Below are 13,862 nucleotides of genomic sequence, written 5' to 3'. Positions count from 1 at the left end.
ATGATCGAACGACACACAGCACGAGACCGTGGCGTTTCGATCACGGTCACGCACGTCCTGACGATCGGGATCACCACGATCCTCATCGCCGGCCTGCTGACGAGTGCCGGAACCATGCTCGAGACGGAAACAGAGCGCAGTACCGAGGCATCGCTCGAGACGATCGGCGAACGGATGGCAGACGAGATCGGCAACGTCGATCAGATCGCGGCGACGAGCACTGACAACGTGACGATCACGACCGACCACCCGCGAACGGTCGCGAACTCCCGATACACCGTTGAGCTGGGCGAAGACTGTGAGGCCCCGTTGCTCGATGGATCCACTGATTGTCTGATACTGACGGCATCGAACACCAACGTGGTCGTCCACGTCCCGATCGAGACCGAGGAAGACATCGATTACGGGAGCTCGGCACGCGGCGGGACGATCGAAATCGTCTACGACGGGTCCGATATCTCAATCAGGAGCTGGTCATAATGAAGACGACGGACACACTGACGACTGGCCGAGACTCGACGGATACCCGTGCGGTTTCCGACGTACTCGCGTTCATTCTCGTCTTCGGGATCATCCTCAGCTCCGTCGCGCTGTTGTCCACGATGGGAATGCAGGCCATGACAGATTATCAGGAGAACGAACAGCTTCGAAACGCCGAACGCGGAATGGAGGCGCTGACGGTCAACTTCAACGACGTCCTGCGCTACGGCGGAATCGAGAAACGGTACGGCGAACTGTCGCTTCGCGAGGGGAGAGCCAGTACCGGACCCAGTGGGACGGAACTCGAGATTTCGCTCGACGACGATACGAAAACCGCTGACCTGGGCGAATTCGCGTACACGTCGGACGGGACGCGGATCGTATACGAAGGCGGCGGCCTCGTCCGCCAGGAGGAATCGGGAACCTGGAGTCACGTCCTCAAACGACCACAGCTCCGCTGTGGGAATGACACCGCAGTCGTTTCTCTGGTGACCGTTTCGGCGGACGAGGGGTCGATACAGACCAGCGGCGGACTCGGATTCACCATGTCCGTGGAAAATCGGAATAGCAAGGTCTATACTGACCAAAACCGCGTGAACGTTTCCGTCGTGGACACGGAGTACGACGCCGCCTGGAATTCGACACTCGAGAGCGGCGACTGGGAGCGAGACGGGACCACGGGCACGTGCGAGTTCGACGACACCGGCCGAGTGGTCGTCACGATCGTCGACGTGGACGTCGAGTATTGAGCGAGGCGACCCCGTTCCGACTCCGTCACTCGGCTTCCCAGTCCCCGGACAGCATCGCTCGCAACCCGGCGCGAGCGGCCAGGGCCTCGATGCGGGCAGCGTGATCGTCGACGTCGCCCGCGGTGGCGAGATAGAGTCCGTTCGAGAGCTGCGTCGGCGCACTCATCGGCGTCCCGTCGGCGTGGGTCGGTTCCGCGTTCAGGACTGTGTCGTCGCTATCGTCCGGGCTCCAGGGGACTGTGACACCCGAGAGCCCGCGGTCGAAGAGGTATTCGGCTGTGCCCACGAGTGCCCCCTCCGGCGTCGAGTGGCCGATCGCCCCGATCGAGCCGCGCTCGTTGAAAAACCGGACGACGTATTCGCCGTCCCCCGTTCCGTCCGTCCCTCCGTCTTCGGTACCCGCTTGCGCGTCCGTCTCTGCGTCAGTGCTCGAGCCCTCGGCATCGGTGTCGCGAGCGGTGGCTCCCGCTCGGTCGTCCGACTCGGGTCCAGCGGTGTCGTCGGTGTCCCACTCGAAGCCGGCGCCCTCGCTCGAGTCGGAAGTGCGTTCCCAACGGGGCCGGGTCGCGTTCGATTCGTCCTCGGCGGCGTCATCGCTGGTCGGTCCCTCAGCGGTCGGTCCGGATCGAGCGTCGGGATCGGTACTCGTCTCGTCGTCGGCAATCGCCGACTCGCTGAACCGAATCGAGACGTCCGCTGTCGTCTCCTGATCGTCCGGGCCGTCGTCGGCGAACGCGACGACGAGCTGGTCGAGAAACCGCTCGGCAGCGGACTCGAGCTCGCCGGCGTACACGTCCCCCTGACGGGTAGCCGCCAGCAGTTGATCGACGATCGCATCGACGAGCCGCGGTCGTTCGATAGCGAGCCGTCTGGCGACGTGGGTCCGGGAGTGGTGCTCGAGGCGCTGGCCGACCGTGGCTCTCGAGTACTCCCCGACTGCGGAGTCGTTGTCCGCGAGTTCGGAGAGCGTGAACGCGTGAGAGTCGGCGTCGGTCGATCCGGACAGCAGGAGGTACTCCCGACCGTTCGTGTAGATCGCGCGATCGACGCCCGTCCAGGCCATGACCGTCTGCAGCGCGTTCGCTCGGGACTTCTCGAGCGACTCGTCGTACGCCTCGATGGCGACCACCAGCGCGGGAACGCCGTCGATCGTCGGCACGTACGCGAGTCGCGTCTCGTCGACGGTCCGGTCGGTCGCACACGAGTCGGCACGGAGGTCCCAGCCGAGCGTCTCGAGGAACGGCTCGACGAGCCAGGTCCGGGTTTCCTGACGGGATTCCGGCGGGGACGAATCGACCAGCGCCGCGCTGCGAGCGACGAACGAACGGAGGCCGAGCGAAGGCATTCGTCGGGTGTACTCGGCGAACCGTCATGTAATAACTGGTTGTCTTCCAGCGGCCGAACCCGGCGTGGCGGGATCGAGGATACGACTCTCTGCGGTGGTCGGTTCAGAAGCGATCCGGCGTTCCTATCCGCGGCCTGCGTTACGAGTCCGAGCCGCGATCGGTCGCCGCGCCGTCCGTTCCGGGCGGTTCGCGCTGATAGATTCGGAGGCGAGCCTCGCGGACGGCGAAGGTCGACTGGAGGGTGGGCGGAATCGTCTCGGCCTTCCCGATGACGAGGTAGCCGTCCGTCCGGAGCGATCGGGCGATCGTCGCGAGCATCGGCTCCTTGTACTCGTTGTCGATGTAAATGAAGAGGTTGCGACAGGTGACGAGATCGAATCCGGACTTCGGCTCGTCGTTGATCAGGTCGTGGCGCTGGAAGCGGACGTTTCGCTTGATTTCGTCGTTGATTCGATAGGTACGACCGTCCACGGCGACGTACTCTTCGTAGTCGTCGAGAAAAGAGAGCTGATCGTCGAGATCGATCGTTCGCGATTCCTCGTACACGCCCGCTCGAGCGGTTTCGAGCGCGGGGGAACTGATGTCGGTTCCGAGGACGTAAACGTTCGATTCGTCGATCTGCGGGTCGGCGTGGGCGAGCATCGCGAGGGAGTAGGGTTCCCGACCGTCGGCACACGCAGCGCTCCAGACGCGGACGGTGGTGTTGTTCGCGGAGAGCGTTCGGAGGATCGTTCGGATCCCCTCCCAGACGTCGGGATTTCGAAAGAAGCCCGTGACGTTGATGCTCAGTGCCTCGAGCAGCGCGTTCTGTTCATCCGGATCCGTGCGCAGTTTCTCGAAGTACGCGTCGTACGTATCGCTTTGGGTGCGCCGCATCCGCGAGGAGACGCGTCGGTCGAGGTAGCTGTCGTTGTAGTGACTGGTCGCGAAGGCCAGTTCGTCCTCGACGAACGTTAGCAGCTCCGAGAAGGCGTCGGCAGTCCCGCTGTCACTGTCGGTACCGGTATCGGGATCAGTGCCGGCGGCGCCAGCACCGTCGCCGCTCACAACTCCGTCACTCCGTTGTCGCCGTCGGCCGTTTTCACGGTGAGCGTGCCGGTTCCGGGGGTAAACTCCACGGTACGGCCGTGTTCGCCGCCGACGTCTTCCCCCTCGAGCGGGACGCCGAGTTTCTCCAGTTCCGTCTTCGCGGCGGCGATGTTTCGCTGCCCGACGCCGTCGCCGAAGCTCTCGAACTCGAACATGTCGCTGCCGCCGGCGATCTTCGCTTCGACGGCGGTGTAGTTGGCTCCCTGCTCGACCATTCGCCGCAGGAGTGCGCGAATCGCCGTGTCGGCGTACTTGCCCGGCTTGCGGTCGCTGTTGTCCGCAGCGTCACCGTCGGGCAACATGACGTGTGCCAACCCGCCGATTTCGGAGTTCGGATCGTACAGCGCGATTGCGAGACACGAACCGAGACCGTAGGACTTGAGCGTATCGTCGCCGTCGCTGACGACCAGTTCCGAGATGCCGACCTGGACCGGCGTCGGTGCGCCTGGTTCGGTGCCGTACGTTTTCATGTGTTATCGACTTCCTGAAACTCCGCCGTCGTCGGCGCTTCTTCGATCCGATCGACGTCCAAGTTGTTCAGCGCCCGCTCGAGATCCGACTCGTCGGGGATGGCGTACACTTCGCAGTCGAACTCCCGGCCGTCGGCCACGACGACCGTGTCGAAGACGAACGCGTAGTCCTGGTTCTCCCCGAGCTGGATGATCACCGGGTCGACCGCCGCAGCGCCGATGTCGTGGATGAACTCCGGCGTCGAGTGATCGATCGTCGTATCGAGGACGTTCGCCCACCCGTCGAGGAACCCGCTCGCCATGATGTTGCCGAGTTCCTTGATCGCGCTGGTCCCCATCTCGCCGAAGCCCTCCTCGTCGATCTCCATGGGAACCATCGCGTCGACGATCTCGTGGGCCGACTCCTCGTCGAACAGGAAGAGGAGATAGCCGCTCGGCATCCCGTCGAACTCGAAGGCGACGCCGACGAGTTTCTCGTCGGCCACCTGTTCCGGAATCGCCTCGAGCGAGACGAAGTTCAGCCGCCGGATGTCGACGCTGGTATCGATCCCGGTCAGGGTCGTCGCCGTCTTGGCGACTTCTTCGGCGCCGCGTTCGGCCATCCGGTCGAAGCCGTCGAGTTTGTCGTACTCGATGCCCTCGCTGGTGCGCAGTCGCTCCAGGAGCTTCGACATCGACTCGCGTTTCGGGAAGAGGTAGTGGTTGAACCCGACCTCGGTGCCGACGGTTTCGATCCGGCTCTGGAAGAGCAAGGCGAGGTCGTCCTCGACCGGCGCCTCGTCGATGTCGCCGAAGAACGGCTCGGCGGTTTTGCCCTCCACGAATTCGGGGGTCGAGACGTCGATGACGGTCTCGAGGACGTCGGCCCAGCCGTCGATGAACCCGCTGTTCATGATGTGACCGACCTCGGTGGCTGCGCTCTCGGTCATCTCGTCGAACCCGTCGAGGTCGCTGACGTCGGTGTCGACGTCCGCGTCGGGGCCGGCTTCGGCGAGCAACGTTTCGACGATGCGGAGCGCGTTCTCGCGCTCGAAGACGACCACGGAGTAGCCCTCGATACCGCCGGTCAGCTTGACCCGCACGCCGACTTTGTCCGTCGAATCCTCGAATTCGCGGCGGATCTCCTCGCCGCGCATGAAGTTGAGCTTGGTCACGCCGACTTTCGTTTCGACGTCCAGCATGTGGGTCAGGCGGCCCGCCGCTATTCCGGCTCCCTCTCGCGCCATCCGGTAGAACGTGCCGAGCGCGTTGACGTCGAGTTTCATGCGGGTTGGACTTCGATGCCGTTGACCATTTCGACGAACTCTTCGAGGTCCGGGAAGGCGTAGATCTCGGCTTCGATCTGGTAACTGGGAACAGACAGGTCCGAATCGAAGAACAGCGCGAGGTCGTCGCCACCCAGACTCGCCGTCCGGGTCACGATGTCTTCCGTCGGTGCGTAGACGAGCTGGGGCGCGGCGATGTCGATCGCCCGCCCGAGCACGTCGGCCCAGCCGTCGATGAATCCGCTCGCCATCATGTTGCCCATCTCCTCGACTGCGCTCCGGGCCATCTTGCCGGAGACGTCTCCCATGTCATCGACGACGTCGCGAAGCATGATCGCCGTGATCTTCTTCGCGCTCGCCTCGGGGAAGAGAATGAGGATGTGCCCGTGTGGAGGGTCCAGCAGTCGGACGCGGACGCCGACCCGCTTGCCGCCGTCGAGCTGTGACTCGATGTCCTCGACGTCGATGAAGTTGGTCTTCGTCACCTCCATGTGGGCGTCCTCGCCGGTCAGTTTGCTCATGTTGTCGGCGACGCCGTTCGTCCCGACTTTCGCCATCTCGTTTATGAAGCTCAGCTTGCGTATATCGACCATCATCGTCATGGATTCCTCCGTTGGTGTGGGTGTTCGCTTTTATTCATAGTGTTGACACGTCTAGGATGTTGACTACTTCCCCTCGTCCCCGCACCGTCGCACCGCTGAGCCCCGGAATGCCGCCCATAACGCCTTCGAACGGCTTGACGACGACCTCCTGCTGGCCCTCTACGTGATCGCAGTGCAGCGCTACCTCCCGGACGTCGTCGCGAATGCGGACGACCATCCCGTTGCCGTTTCCACCTGGCGCCGGCGTCTCGAGGACGTCGGCCAGTTGGATGACGGGATACTCGCCGTTTTCGCCGGCGAGAACGGACTCGTTCCCGATCGTCTCGACCGCGGTAGCGGGTTCGATATCCTGGACGGCCTTGGTCGGGATACCGAACTCCTCGCCGCCGCTCTCGACGAACAGGATCTCGTCGATCGCGACCGTCACCGGAAGCGTCATCGTGACGGTGGTCCCCTCGCTCTCGTCGCTATCGACCGAGACGGTGCCGTCCAGGTCCTCGATCGTTCGTTTGACCACGTCCATCCCGACGCCGCGGCCGCTGACGTCCGTCACCTCGTCGGCCGTCGAGAGGCCGGGATGGAAGATCAACTCGTAGGCGTCCCCGTCGGGCATGGATTCCGCTTCCGCCGCGTCGAGAACCCCGGCCTCGATTGCCTCGGACCGCAGCCGATCGGGATCGAGTCCGCTCCCGTCGTCCTCGACCGTGATCGTGACCTGGTCGCGCGCCCGTTCCGCACGCACTTCGACCGCACCTTCGCGGGGTTTGCCGGCCTCTTCGCGCTGTGCGGGCGGTTCGATCCCGTGGTCGACGGCGTTGCGAACCAGATGGATCAACGGATCGCCGATCCGGTCGAGAATACTCCGGTCGAGTTCGACGTCTTCGCCGGTCATCTCGAAGGCGACTTCCTTGTCCTGATCGCGGGCGATGTCGCGGACGACCCGCGGCAGCCGGTTGGTCACCGTCTGCAGCGGGACGAGCCGGATGTCCATCACCGTCTCCTGCAGATCCGTCGTCAGGTCCGACAGCGCGTCGAGTTCCTTCTCGAGGGCCGCTCCCTCGTCGGTCTCGTCCGCCGCGTGCCGGAGTCGGACCCGGCTCGTCACCAGTCCCTCGACGAGCGTGAGCAGGGAGTCGATCTGTTCGACGTCGACCCGGACCGATTGAATCTGGCCGGCCTCGTCCTCGGCGTCCGGTCGGTCGGACGTTTCGGGGAGCGAGATGTCCGGTATCTCCATCTCCGGCTCTTCGACGGTCCGCACCACGTCTTCCTCGCCGTCGTCGTCGTCCGATTCGACCGCGTCGTCGCCGAACGACGAGACGCCGTCCAGACTCGATTCGACGCCCGTTTCGGGATCCGCCGTCGAATCGAAGCCGGAGTCGGCGGTGTCGAACTCGTCGGTTCCGGCGAACGCATCGTCGGGTTGCTCCTCGAGCGGGTCGTCGAACGCATCGTCATCGGGGTCCGAGAAGCCGACATCCTCGAAGTCGTCATCGGCGTCCGAGAAACCGGCGTCCTCGAACGGATCCGAGTCGTCCTCGGCCGACTCGAGGTCGTCGTCGAACGTCGCCGTCGGTTCGAATCCGCTCTCGGCGGCGTCGCCGAACGATTCGCTTGCCGACTCGTCGACGGTCTCGGCTTCCGCGGCATCGTCCGGCTCGTCGGGCGTCGCACTCTCGTCGGTCTCGAGGTCGGCCGTCGCGGGTTCGTCCACGGGTTCGGCGCTCTCTTCGGCCGACGGAGACGTGGCCACCTCGTCCGAATCGAACGCGGTCGCGTCGTCTGTCTCCTCGTTCTCATCGTCCGTATCGGTACCCGACGCCGTTTCCTCCGCGGACTCATCCTCAACAGAGGGCGACGCTGTCGGGTCTTCGATACCACCCGCATCGGACGGATCTTCGACAGCACCAGCATCGGCCGAGCCATCGTCACCGATGTCCGCGTCCACGACAGCGCCACTGTCGGCTTCGTCGGCCACCGTGTCGTCAGCCACCGTCCCGTCAGCGACCGGTTCGTCGGTCGTCGTCTCCGCACCACCCTCTCCGTCACTCGTCGCGTCAGCGACGGCGTCCTCCTCGGTTAGTACGTCGTCGGACGTCTCCGATTCGAAATCAGTTCCGTCAGACGGCCCGCCGCTCGGCACGGCGGCTTCCGAATCGGCTGGCTGAGAGTCGTCGTCCTCGGTCGACGATGACGCCTCGAGACCGTCAGCGGACGATGCGTCCGCCTCGCTCGCCGTCGCCGCCGCGTCGTCTTCGGTATCCGTCGCCGCGACGCCGTCGTCGTCACCGAACTCGACCGCGTCGGTCGCATCGGATCCGTCCCCGTTCGCCGGCGACGTCACGTCAGCGTCCGTTCCAGCGGTCGTCTCCTCGGTACCGGCGGCCTCGACGGCGTCCGTCCCGTCGGAGGCGCTCTCACCGTCATCGGCGGGATCCGCATCGACGAGGATGTCGTCGACCGCATCTTCGGACGGTTCTACGTCCTCGAGGAACGAATCGTCGTCGGCCTCGTCGCCGAGGAGTTCGTCCATATCGACCTCCTCTTCGTCGTCGAACTCGTCGAACTCGAGCTCCTCGAGTTCGTCCTGGAGCTCGTCGAAGCCGACCATCTCGACTTCGTCTTTGAGTTCGTTGAACACCGCGCCGGCGTCCTCGACTTCCTCGTCTTCGGCGTCCTCCGTCGGTTCCACACCGGAGCCGGCCGCGTCGGCGGATTCCGGTTCGGGGAGGTTCGCGTCGTCCTCGAGGGAGTCGGCCGGCGGTTCGCCCGGTTCGGCGTCGAGCTCGTCGACGGCTGCGTCGTCGAGCAGATCGTCGAACGAGCCGGCTTCGCCCATGTCCTCGAACGCGTCGAGGTCCTCGTCCTCGACGTCTTCGACCATCTCGTCCAAGTCGTCGAACTCGTCGAACTCGTCGAGCAGATCGTCGACCTCGAGGTCCTGTGCTTCGTCGGACGAGATGCCGCTACCGGGTTCGGACTCCTCGGCCGGCTGTGCTGGGGCCGACTCCTCGTCGAACCCGTCGGTGGCGTCGACGATTTCGAAGTCGTCGACCTCTTCGACCGGCTCGAGTCCGGACGCGATCGCGGCCTCACCGACCGCCGTCGCGAAGACCGCGTCGAACCGGTGCCCGTACTCCGCGCTCTCGATCGTCTCGCGAGGCGGATCAGTTCCGATCAGATCGAACGCATCGATCAGCGCATCGACGACCAGTTTGCCGTTGTTGACGCCCGCCTCCTCGGCGATCGCGAGACGGGCCAGGTAGACGTCGTGATCGTCGTCACCCGGGGGATCGAACCGCGAACAGACGTCGGCGATCTCGTCGGGCGCGGGCCTCGTGATCCCGGCGACCGCATCGTCCGACTCCGCCAGGTGGTCCCGAAGCGCTCGGATCGTCGCCGAGGGATCGGTCTCGATCTCGCCGTCGTCGGCGACCTCGTCGACCATCGTCTCGAGTTCGTCGACCGCGTCGAAGATGCTGTCCATCAGCTCGGTCGTCACCGGGATCTCGTCGGCGCGGACGGCGTCGAGCAGATCCTCGATCGCGTGGGCGAGATCGCTGGCCGATTCCAGCCCCATCGCCCCGCAGTTACCCTTGAGGGTGTGTGCGATCCGGAAGATGTTCTCCATCGCCTCCTCGTTATCGGGATCTCGCTCGAGGGTGAGCAAGGCGTTGTTCAGTTCCGTTATCCGTTCTTCGCTTTCCTGAACGAAGTCTGTCAGATAATCAGTCATCGTTCTCACCGTCCGTCGTAAACGCGTCGACGATTGCGCCGACGATGCCGTCAGCGGGCGCGATCGTGTCGACACAGCCCGTTTCGATTGCCTGACAGGGGATGCCAAAGACCGGACTCGTCGCCTCGTCCTGTGCGATCGTCCGACCGCCCGCGGCCTTGATCGCCTCGATTCCGGCCGCACCGTCTCGGCCCATTCCGGTCAGGACGACGCCACAGAGCCCGTCCGAAACCCGTTCGGCCGCGCTGTTCATCGTCACGTCGATCGCCGGCCGGACGCCGTGGACTCGATCGCCGTCGTCGACCCGCAAACGGAGCGCGTCGCCGACGTCGTTCGCCACCTCGAGGTGAAAGTCCCCGGGCGCGACGGCGGCCTCGCCGGGACGGAGTCGATCCCGATCTGCGGCTTCGCGCACGTCGTACGCGCTGCGCGAGTCGAGCCGGTCGGCGAACCGCTCCGTGAACCCGGGAGGCATGTGCTGGACGACCAGCACTTTCGCCCCGAGCTCGGGCGGGAGTCGTTCGAACAGCCGTTCGACGATCTTGGGCCCGCCGGTCGACGCACCGAGGACGATCGTGGGCGCAACCGTCCGGTCGCCCTCGAGGGCGACCGGGGTCGCGTCCTCGTTGGACTCCGATCCGATTCCGGGGACCATCTCTGGTCCGGACGGTCCGCCGTCGCCTCCGAGCGGGACGTCGGCCCCACCGCCGGCGACGGCATTGCGAGCGGCGCCTCGGCCTGCACTGCCGGTTCGCCCGGCCCGGGTCGCATAGGCCGTTGCGGAGGCTCGAGCGAGCGCCACCGACGAGACGTCGGCTTCGGCGAGATCGTCGACTTTCTCGACGACCTCGTCGCTGAGATGCGCGATGTTCCGGGAGTCGGAACCGTCGGGCTTGTGAAGGAAATCCGCGGCCCCACGCTCGAGCGCATCGAGCGTGGCCTCCGCCCCGCGTTCAGTGTGAACGCTGAGCATGAGAATCGGGGTCGGGTTCGTCGTCATGATTCGCTCGACGGCGTCGATTCCGCCCATTTCGGGCATTTCGACGTCCATCGTTACGACATCGGGATCGAACGCGGCCACGGCCTCGATGGCCTCGGACCCGTCTGCGGCCGTTTCGACGTCGTAGTCTGCCGCCTCGAGCGCGTTGCCGATGACTGTCCGCATAAACGTCGAGTCGTCGACAACGAGTACTCGCGTCATGCAGCGACGACGTCTGAAAGTGCTTTTCTGACGCTGGGCTCTTCGAACGGTTTCGTGACGTAGCCGTCCGCGCCAGCCTTCACGGCGAGTTTCATTTTCTCACGCTGTCCGACGCTCGTACACATGATGACGCGTGCGTCCGGATCGATCTTTTTGATCGCCGCGGTCGCTTTGATGCCGTTGCATTTGGGCATCACGATGTCCATCATGACGATGTCGGGATCGTGTTCTTTGTACAGTTTGACGGCTTCAGCGCCGTTTGACGCCTCTCCGAGAATGCGGTAATCCTGCTCTAATATCTGACGCAGTAGATTCCGCATAAAATGAGAGTCGTCTACGATTAGCACCCCTGTCGACATTCAGTAGTACACCAAACTCTCGTAGAGATACAACTACCATAAATGCTTTCTCTCGATTATCAGTCGTGATAAACGTCGAATACGCCCCGAAGACACCGCTCAAAAGGCCATATCAGATCTGGGCCGTTTCCTCGATTCAGTCGGGTTGACCGGACGCTAATAGCAGGCGGTCGACATCGACCAGTGCGGTCGCTTCGACGACGATCTCCTGGATCGATTCCTCGTCCTCGCCGCCGTCGTCCGGTTCCGCGGCCTCCTCGGTCGGTTCGATCTCGAACGCCTCCCCGACGGACTCACCGAGTCCACCGGCCGTTCCGTGGGCCGACGACAGCGCCGCGGATCCACCCGCACCGGACACACCGTTGGGCTCCGTCTCGGGTGCCGCACTCGCAGCGGCGTCGACGGGCCCGTCCGACACCGCACCCCCGACATCGAGGCGTGACTTCCGCTCCTGGGTGACGAGTGCGACGAGTAGGGGATGCTCGAGGACGTCTCCGGAGAACTCGCTTCCCTCGATCGCGTCGGCGTGGAGGATGTCGCTCTCTGCGACCGTCTCGACGCCGATGACCTCGTCGACTCGAATCGCGACCGACTGCTGGTCGCTCGTCCGATCGAGCACGAGCAGGCGCTCGCGACCCGGGCGGGATTCGGTCACCGGAAAGTGGACCGTCGGATCGATAACGGCGGTAATTTCGCCGCGAAGGTCCATCAGGCCCTCGATGGCGGGGGGCGCACGCGGGACTCGCGTCAAGTCGTCCGACGGTTCAGTGATCGTCCTGACCGCGTCGACCGGTAGCGCGAGGCGGTGTTCACCGATCCCGACGAAGATGAACTGGACGAGTCGCTCCTGCTCATCCTCGTCACCGTCCGAGTCGCGAGTGCGGTCGTCGTCGGTTCCCATTCCGAGAAGCTTTTCCGAGAGATCCGGGGCCATGGTCCTGTTCGTGTATCAGGTTCCATCAATAAAACGTTGACTCCACCGTGGGTGTTCGATAATTTGTCATTTTATGCGGTGTCGGTCTCCGATTCACCGTGCCCCTCCAGCTCGCTTCGGCGTCGCTCACGGAGTCGAATTGGTATCCGTCTCGATGACGGAAATAAAGTTGTCTTAGTGACACTTTCGGAGGGGGGGGGGGTTGTCGACTCCACGACGATTCGCCACCGAACGCGAACGACAATACGGTTTTCTCACACCACTCGGAAATCGTTCTCGTTCACATACATATATGTATTATTGGATGTAGTCCATCGGAAGGTTTATTCTCGTAACGCCCCTCCCTCAGGGAGAATGGGTACGTCCTCGAACGGTAACGGGACCGGCACCAGCGATAGTGTAAAAGTTCTTACGTTCGGTCTCGAGGGGACGCAATACTGCGTCGAGGCCGAGTCGACGGCCTCCGTACTCGAGGTCGCGGACGGCACCTCTCTGGCGGACGCCGACGATCTGTGGAACGCGGGGACGATCACCGTCGCCGGCGAACTGGTCAGAGTCGTCGACCTTCCCCGGATAGTCGGCTCGTCGTCCCGGTCGTCTGCCCGCGTCGACGAGCCGAAACTGCTCGTCTTTTCGGTCACCGACGACGACGGCCGCTACTACGGATGGTTGGTCGACGACGTCGACGTGACCAGAACCGTCCGAACTGCGTCGCTCGAGGCCCCGAGACTGGACACGAGCCACGTCAAGGGCCGACTCGATATCGGCGGCGAAGAAGTCCTCTGGCTCGATCAGCGGGCGATCCACGCCTGAGAGGGATTTCGTCTCGGAGCCGGTATGGCGTCTCGACGGGGATCGATCACGGAAAGCCGGGCGGTCCGCCGTCCGAGTCGTCACCGGCATCCACGTCGAGGCCGAACTCCTCTCGCTCCTCGCGGAGCCGTCTGACTTGCCGATAGTAGTAGGCGATACCGATCCCGCCGAACAGGACGACGACCCCGACGAGGCCGAGGAACAGCGTGATATCCCGCGCGAGATAGTATCGAAGCGAGATCGTGGTGTCGACGCTCTCCCAGTAGAGGCGCTCGCGATCGTCGACGACCTCGCGCTCGTACCCGTTCGGCGCGACGTCGCCGAACAGGAAGTTCGACGTCCGGTGGCCCTCGGGGACCGTGACCTCGTAGGAGCCCTCGACGTACGCCGGCAGTTGGAAGGTCTTCCGTCCGGCTTCGCCCGAGAACGCGAGCGTCCCGTTCTCGTCGGGTACCTGGACGGTCGTCTCCGATTGACCCTGTTCGACCTCGAGTTCCGAGCCCGTTAGCTCGGTACCGTTGGGATACCAGTAGCGGACGCTATCGACGTCCAACGGTTCGTCGCGGTAGAGGGACGATCTGTACAGCGACAGTTCGCCCGTGCCGTTGAGGTCGTAGACCGCCCGGAACTCGCCGTCTTCGATCAGGCTGCCGTCCTCGAGATCGATGGCGACGTCGGCATCGCTGTCGCGGAGATCGCTGTAGTCCGCCTCCCGATCGAGCTGCTCGTCGGAGATACCCCCGGAAAGCGCCGAACATCCCGCTAACCCTGCGAGAAGTGCGACCGCGACCGCCGCGAGGACGAGCCGTCGATTCATG

The 13,862-nt window shown here is 64.2% G+C and carries 13 protein-coding genes; 3 read left to right on the top strand and 10 right to left on the bottom strand.

Features of this window, described 5'->3' with window-relative positions; translation table 11 throughout:
- Entirely contained in the window at positions 1 to 480 is a 480-nt protein-coding gene (locus NDI89_RS12355) for a DUF7266 family protein (protein ID WP_425607760.1), read from the top strand.
- Entirely contained in the window at positions 480 to 1,229 is a 750-nt protein-coding gene (locus NDI89_RS12350; protein ID WP_277521913.1) for a DUF7289 family protein, read from the top strand. Before NDI89_RS12355 ends, NDI89_RS12350 begins: the two co-directional genes overlap by 1 nt.
- A 25-nt stretch (positions 1,230 to 1,254) precedes the next feature.
- Here the strand turns inward: NDI89_RS12350 and NDI89_RS12345 are convergent, their stop codons facing one another.
- The 9 genes from NDI89_RS12345 to NDI89_RS12305 all read right to left on the bottom strand — a co-directional run bounded on the left by NDI89_RS12345 (position 1,255) and on the right by NDI89_RS12305 (position 12,231).
- On the bottom strand, positions 1,255 to 2,574 hold the full coding sequence (locus tag NDI89_RS12345) for a hypothetical protein (protein ID WP_277521912.1): 1,320 nt from the start codon (positions 2,572 to 2,574) through the stop codon (positions 1,255 to 1,257).
- 139 nt (positions 2,575 to 2,713) lie between these two features.
- Positions 2,714 to 3,622, bottom strand: coding sequence for a CheR family methyltransferase (locus NDI89_RS12340; protein ID WP_277521911.1), 909 nt, complete (start codon positions 3,620 to 3,622; stop codon positions 2,714 to 2,716).
- Positions 3,619 to 4,134, bottom strand: a complete 516-nt coding sequence (locus tag NDI89_RS12335; RefSeq protein WP_277521910.1) for a chemotaxis protein CheD — start codon at positions 4,132 to 4,134, stop codon at positions 3,619 to 3,621. Before NDI89_RS12335 ends, NDI89_RS12340 begins: the two co-directional genes overlap by 4 nt.
- The gene (locus tag NDI89_RS12330) at positions 4,131 to 5,399 is read right to left on the bottom strand and encodes a chemotaxis protein CheC (protein WP_277521909.1); all 1,269 of its coding nucleotides are present in this window, start codon (positions 5,397 to 5,399) and stop codon (positions 4,131 to 4,133) included. Before NDI89_RS12330 ends, NDI89_RS12335 begins: the two co-directional genes overlap by 4 nt.
- Positions 5,396 to 6,001, bottom strand: coding sequence for a chemotaxis protein CheC (locus NDI89_RS12325; RefSeq protein WP_226006140.1), 606 nt, complete (start codon positions 5,999 to 6,001; stop codon positions 5,396 to 5,398). The genes NDI89_RS12330 and NDI89_RS12325 overlap by 4 nt, the downstream gene beginning before the upstream one ends.
- A 34-nt stretch (positions 6,002 to 6,035) precedes the next feature.
- On the bottom strand, positions 6,036 to 9,737 hold the full coding sequence (locus tag NDI89_RS12320; protein ID WP_277521908.1) for an Hpt domain-containing protein: 3,702 nt from the start codon (positions 9,735 to 9,737) through the stop codon (positions 6,036 to 6,038).
- A complete protein-coding gene (gene cheB, locus NDI89_RS12315; protein WP_277521907.1) occupies positions 9,730 to 10,938 on the bottom strand; it encodes a chemotaxis-specific protein-glutamate methyltransferase CheB in 1,209 nt (402 codons plus the stop codon). The genes NDI89_RS12320 and cheB overlap by 8 nt, the downstream gene beginning before the upstream one ends.
- Entirely contained in the window at positions 10,935 to 11,297 is a 363-nt protein-coding gene (gene cheY, locus NDI89_RS12310; protein ID WP_006181855.1) for a chemotaxis protein CheY, read from the bottom strand. The genes cheB and cheY overlap by 4 nt, the downstream gene beginning before the upstream one ends.
- Before the next feature lie 136 nt (positions 11,298 to 11,433).
- Positions 11,434 to 12,231 (bottom strand): chemotaxis protein CheW, encoded by a 798-nt coding sequence (locus NDI89_RS12305; RefSeq protein ID WP_277521906.1) that lies wholly within the window; start codon positions 12,229 to 12,231, stop codon positions 11,434 to 11,436.
- A 354-nt stretch (positions 12,232 to 12,585) separates the two neighbouring features.
- Between NDI89_RS12305 and NDI89_RS12300 the strand changes: the two genes are divergently transcribed.
- Positions 12,586 to 13,044, top strand: a complete 459-nt coding sequence (locus NDI89_RS12300; protein WP_277521905.1) for a chemotaxis protein CheW — start codon at positions 12,586 to 12,588, stop codon at positions 13,042 to 13,044.
- 46 nt (positions 13,045 to 13,090) lie between these two features.
- Here the strand turns inward: NDI89_RS12300 and NDI89_RS12295 are convergent, their stop codons facing one another.
- A complete protein-coding gene (locus tag NDI89_RS12295) occupies positions 13,091 to 13,861 on the bottom strand; it encodes a DUF5803 family protein (protein WP_277521904.1) in 771 nt (256 codons plus the stop codon).
- Between the last annotated feature and the right edge of the window lies 1 nt (position 13,862).

This window comes from Natrinema salsiterrestre (assembly GCF_029502005.1).
Taxonomy (GTDB): Archaea; Halobacteriota; Halobacteria; order Halobacteriales; family Natrialbaceae; genus Natrinema; species Natrinema salsiterrestre.
The sequence above is the reverse complement of the archived record's forward strand: the minus strand, read 5'-3'. Positions and strand labels throughout refer to the sequence as shown.

Coding starts and splice junctions, on each gene's coding strand:
- NDI89_RS12355 (WP_425607760.1), top strand. CDS start 1: ATGATCGAACGACACACAGCACGAGACCGTGGCGTTTCGATCACGGTC.
- NDI89_RS12350 (WP_277521913.1), top strand. CDS start 480: ATGAAGACGACGGACACACTGACGACTGGCCGAGACTCGACGGATACC.
- NDI89_RS12345 (WP_277521912.1), bottom strand. CDS start 2,574: ATGCCTTCGCTCGGCCTCCGTTCGTTCGTCGCTCGCAGCGCGGCGCTG.
- NDI89_RS12335 (WP_277521910.1), bottom strand. CDS start 4,134: ATGAAAACGTACGGCACCGAACCAGGCGCACCGACGCCGGTCCAGGTC.
- NDI89_RS12330 (WP_277521909.1), bottom strand. CDS start 5,399: ATGAAACTCGACGTCAACGCGCTCGGCACGTTCTACCGGATGGCGCGA.
- NDI89_RS12325 (WP_226006140.1), bottom strand. CDS start 6,001: ATGACGATGATGGTCGATATACGCAAGCTGAGCTTCATAAACGAGATG.
- NDI89_RS12320 (WP_277521908.1), bottom strand. CDS start 9,737: ATGACTGATTATCTGACAGACTTCGTTCAGGAAAGCGAAGAACGGATA.
- cheB (WP_277521907.1), bottom strand. CDS start 10,938: ATGACGCGAGTACTCGTTGTCGACGACTCGACGTTTATGCGGACAGTC.
- cheY (WP_006181855.1), bottom strand. CDS start 11,297: ATGTCGACAGGGGTGCTAATCGTAGACGACTCTCATTTTATGCGGAAT.
- NDI89_RS12305 (WP_277521906.1), bottom strand. CDS start 12,231: ATGGCCCCGGATCTCTCGGAAAAGCTTCTCGGAATGGGAACCGACGAC.
- NDI89_RS12300 (WP_277521905.1), top strand. CDS start 12,586: ATGGGTACGTCCTCGAACGGTAACGGGACCGGCACCAGCGATAGTGTA.
- NDI89_RS12295 (WP_277521904.1), bottom strand. CDS start 13,861: ATGAATCGACGGCTCGTCCTCGCGGCGGTCGCGGTCGCACTTCTCGCA.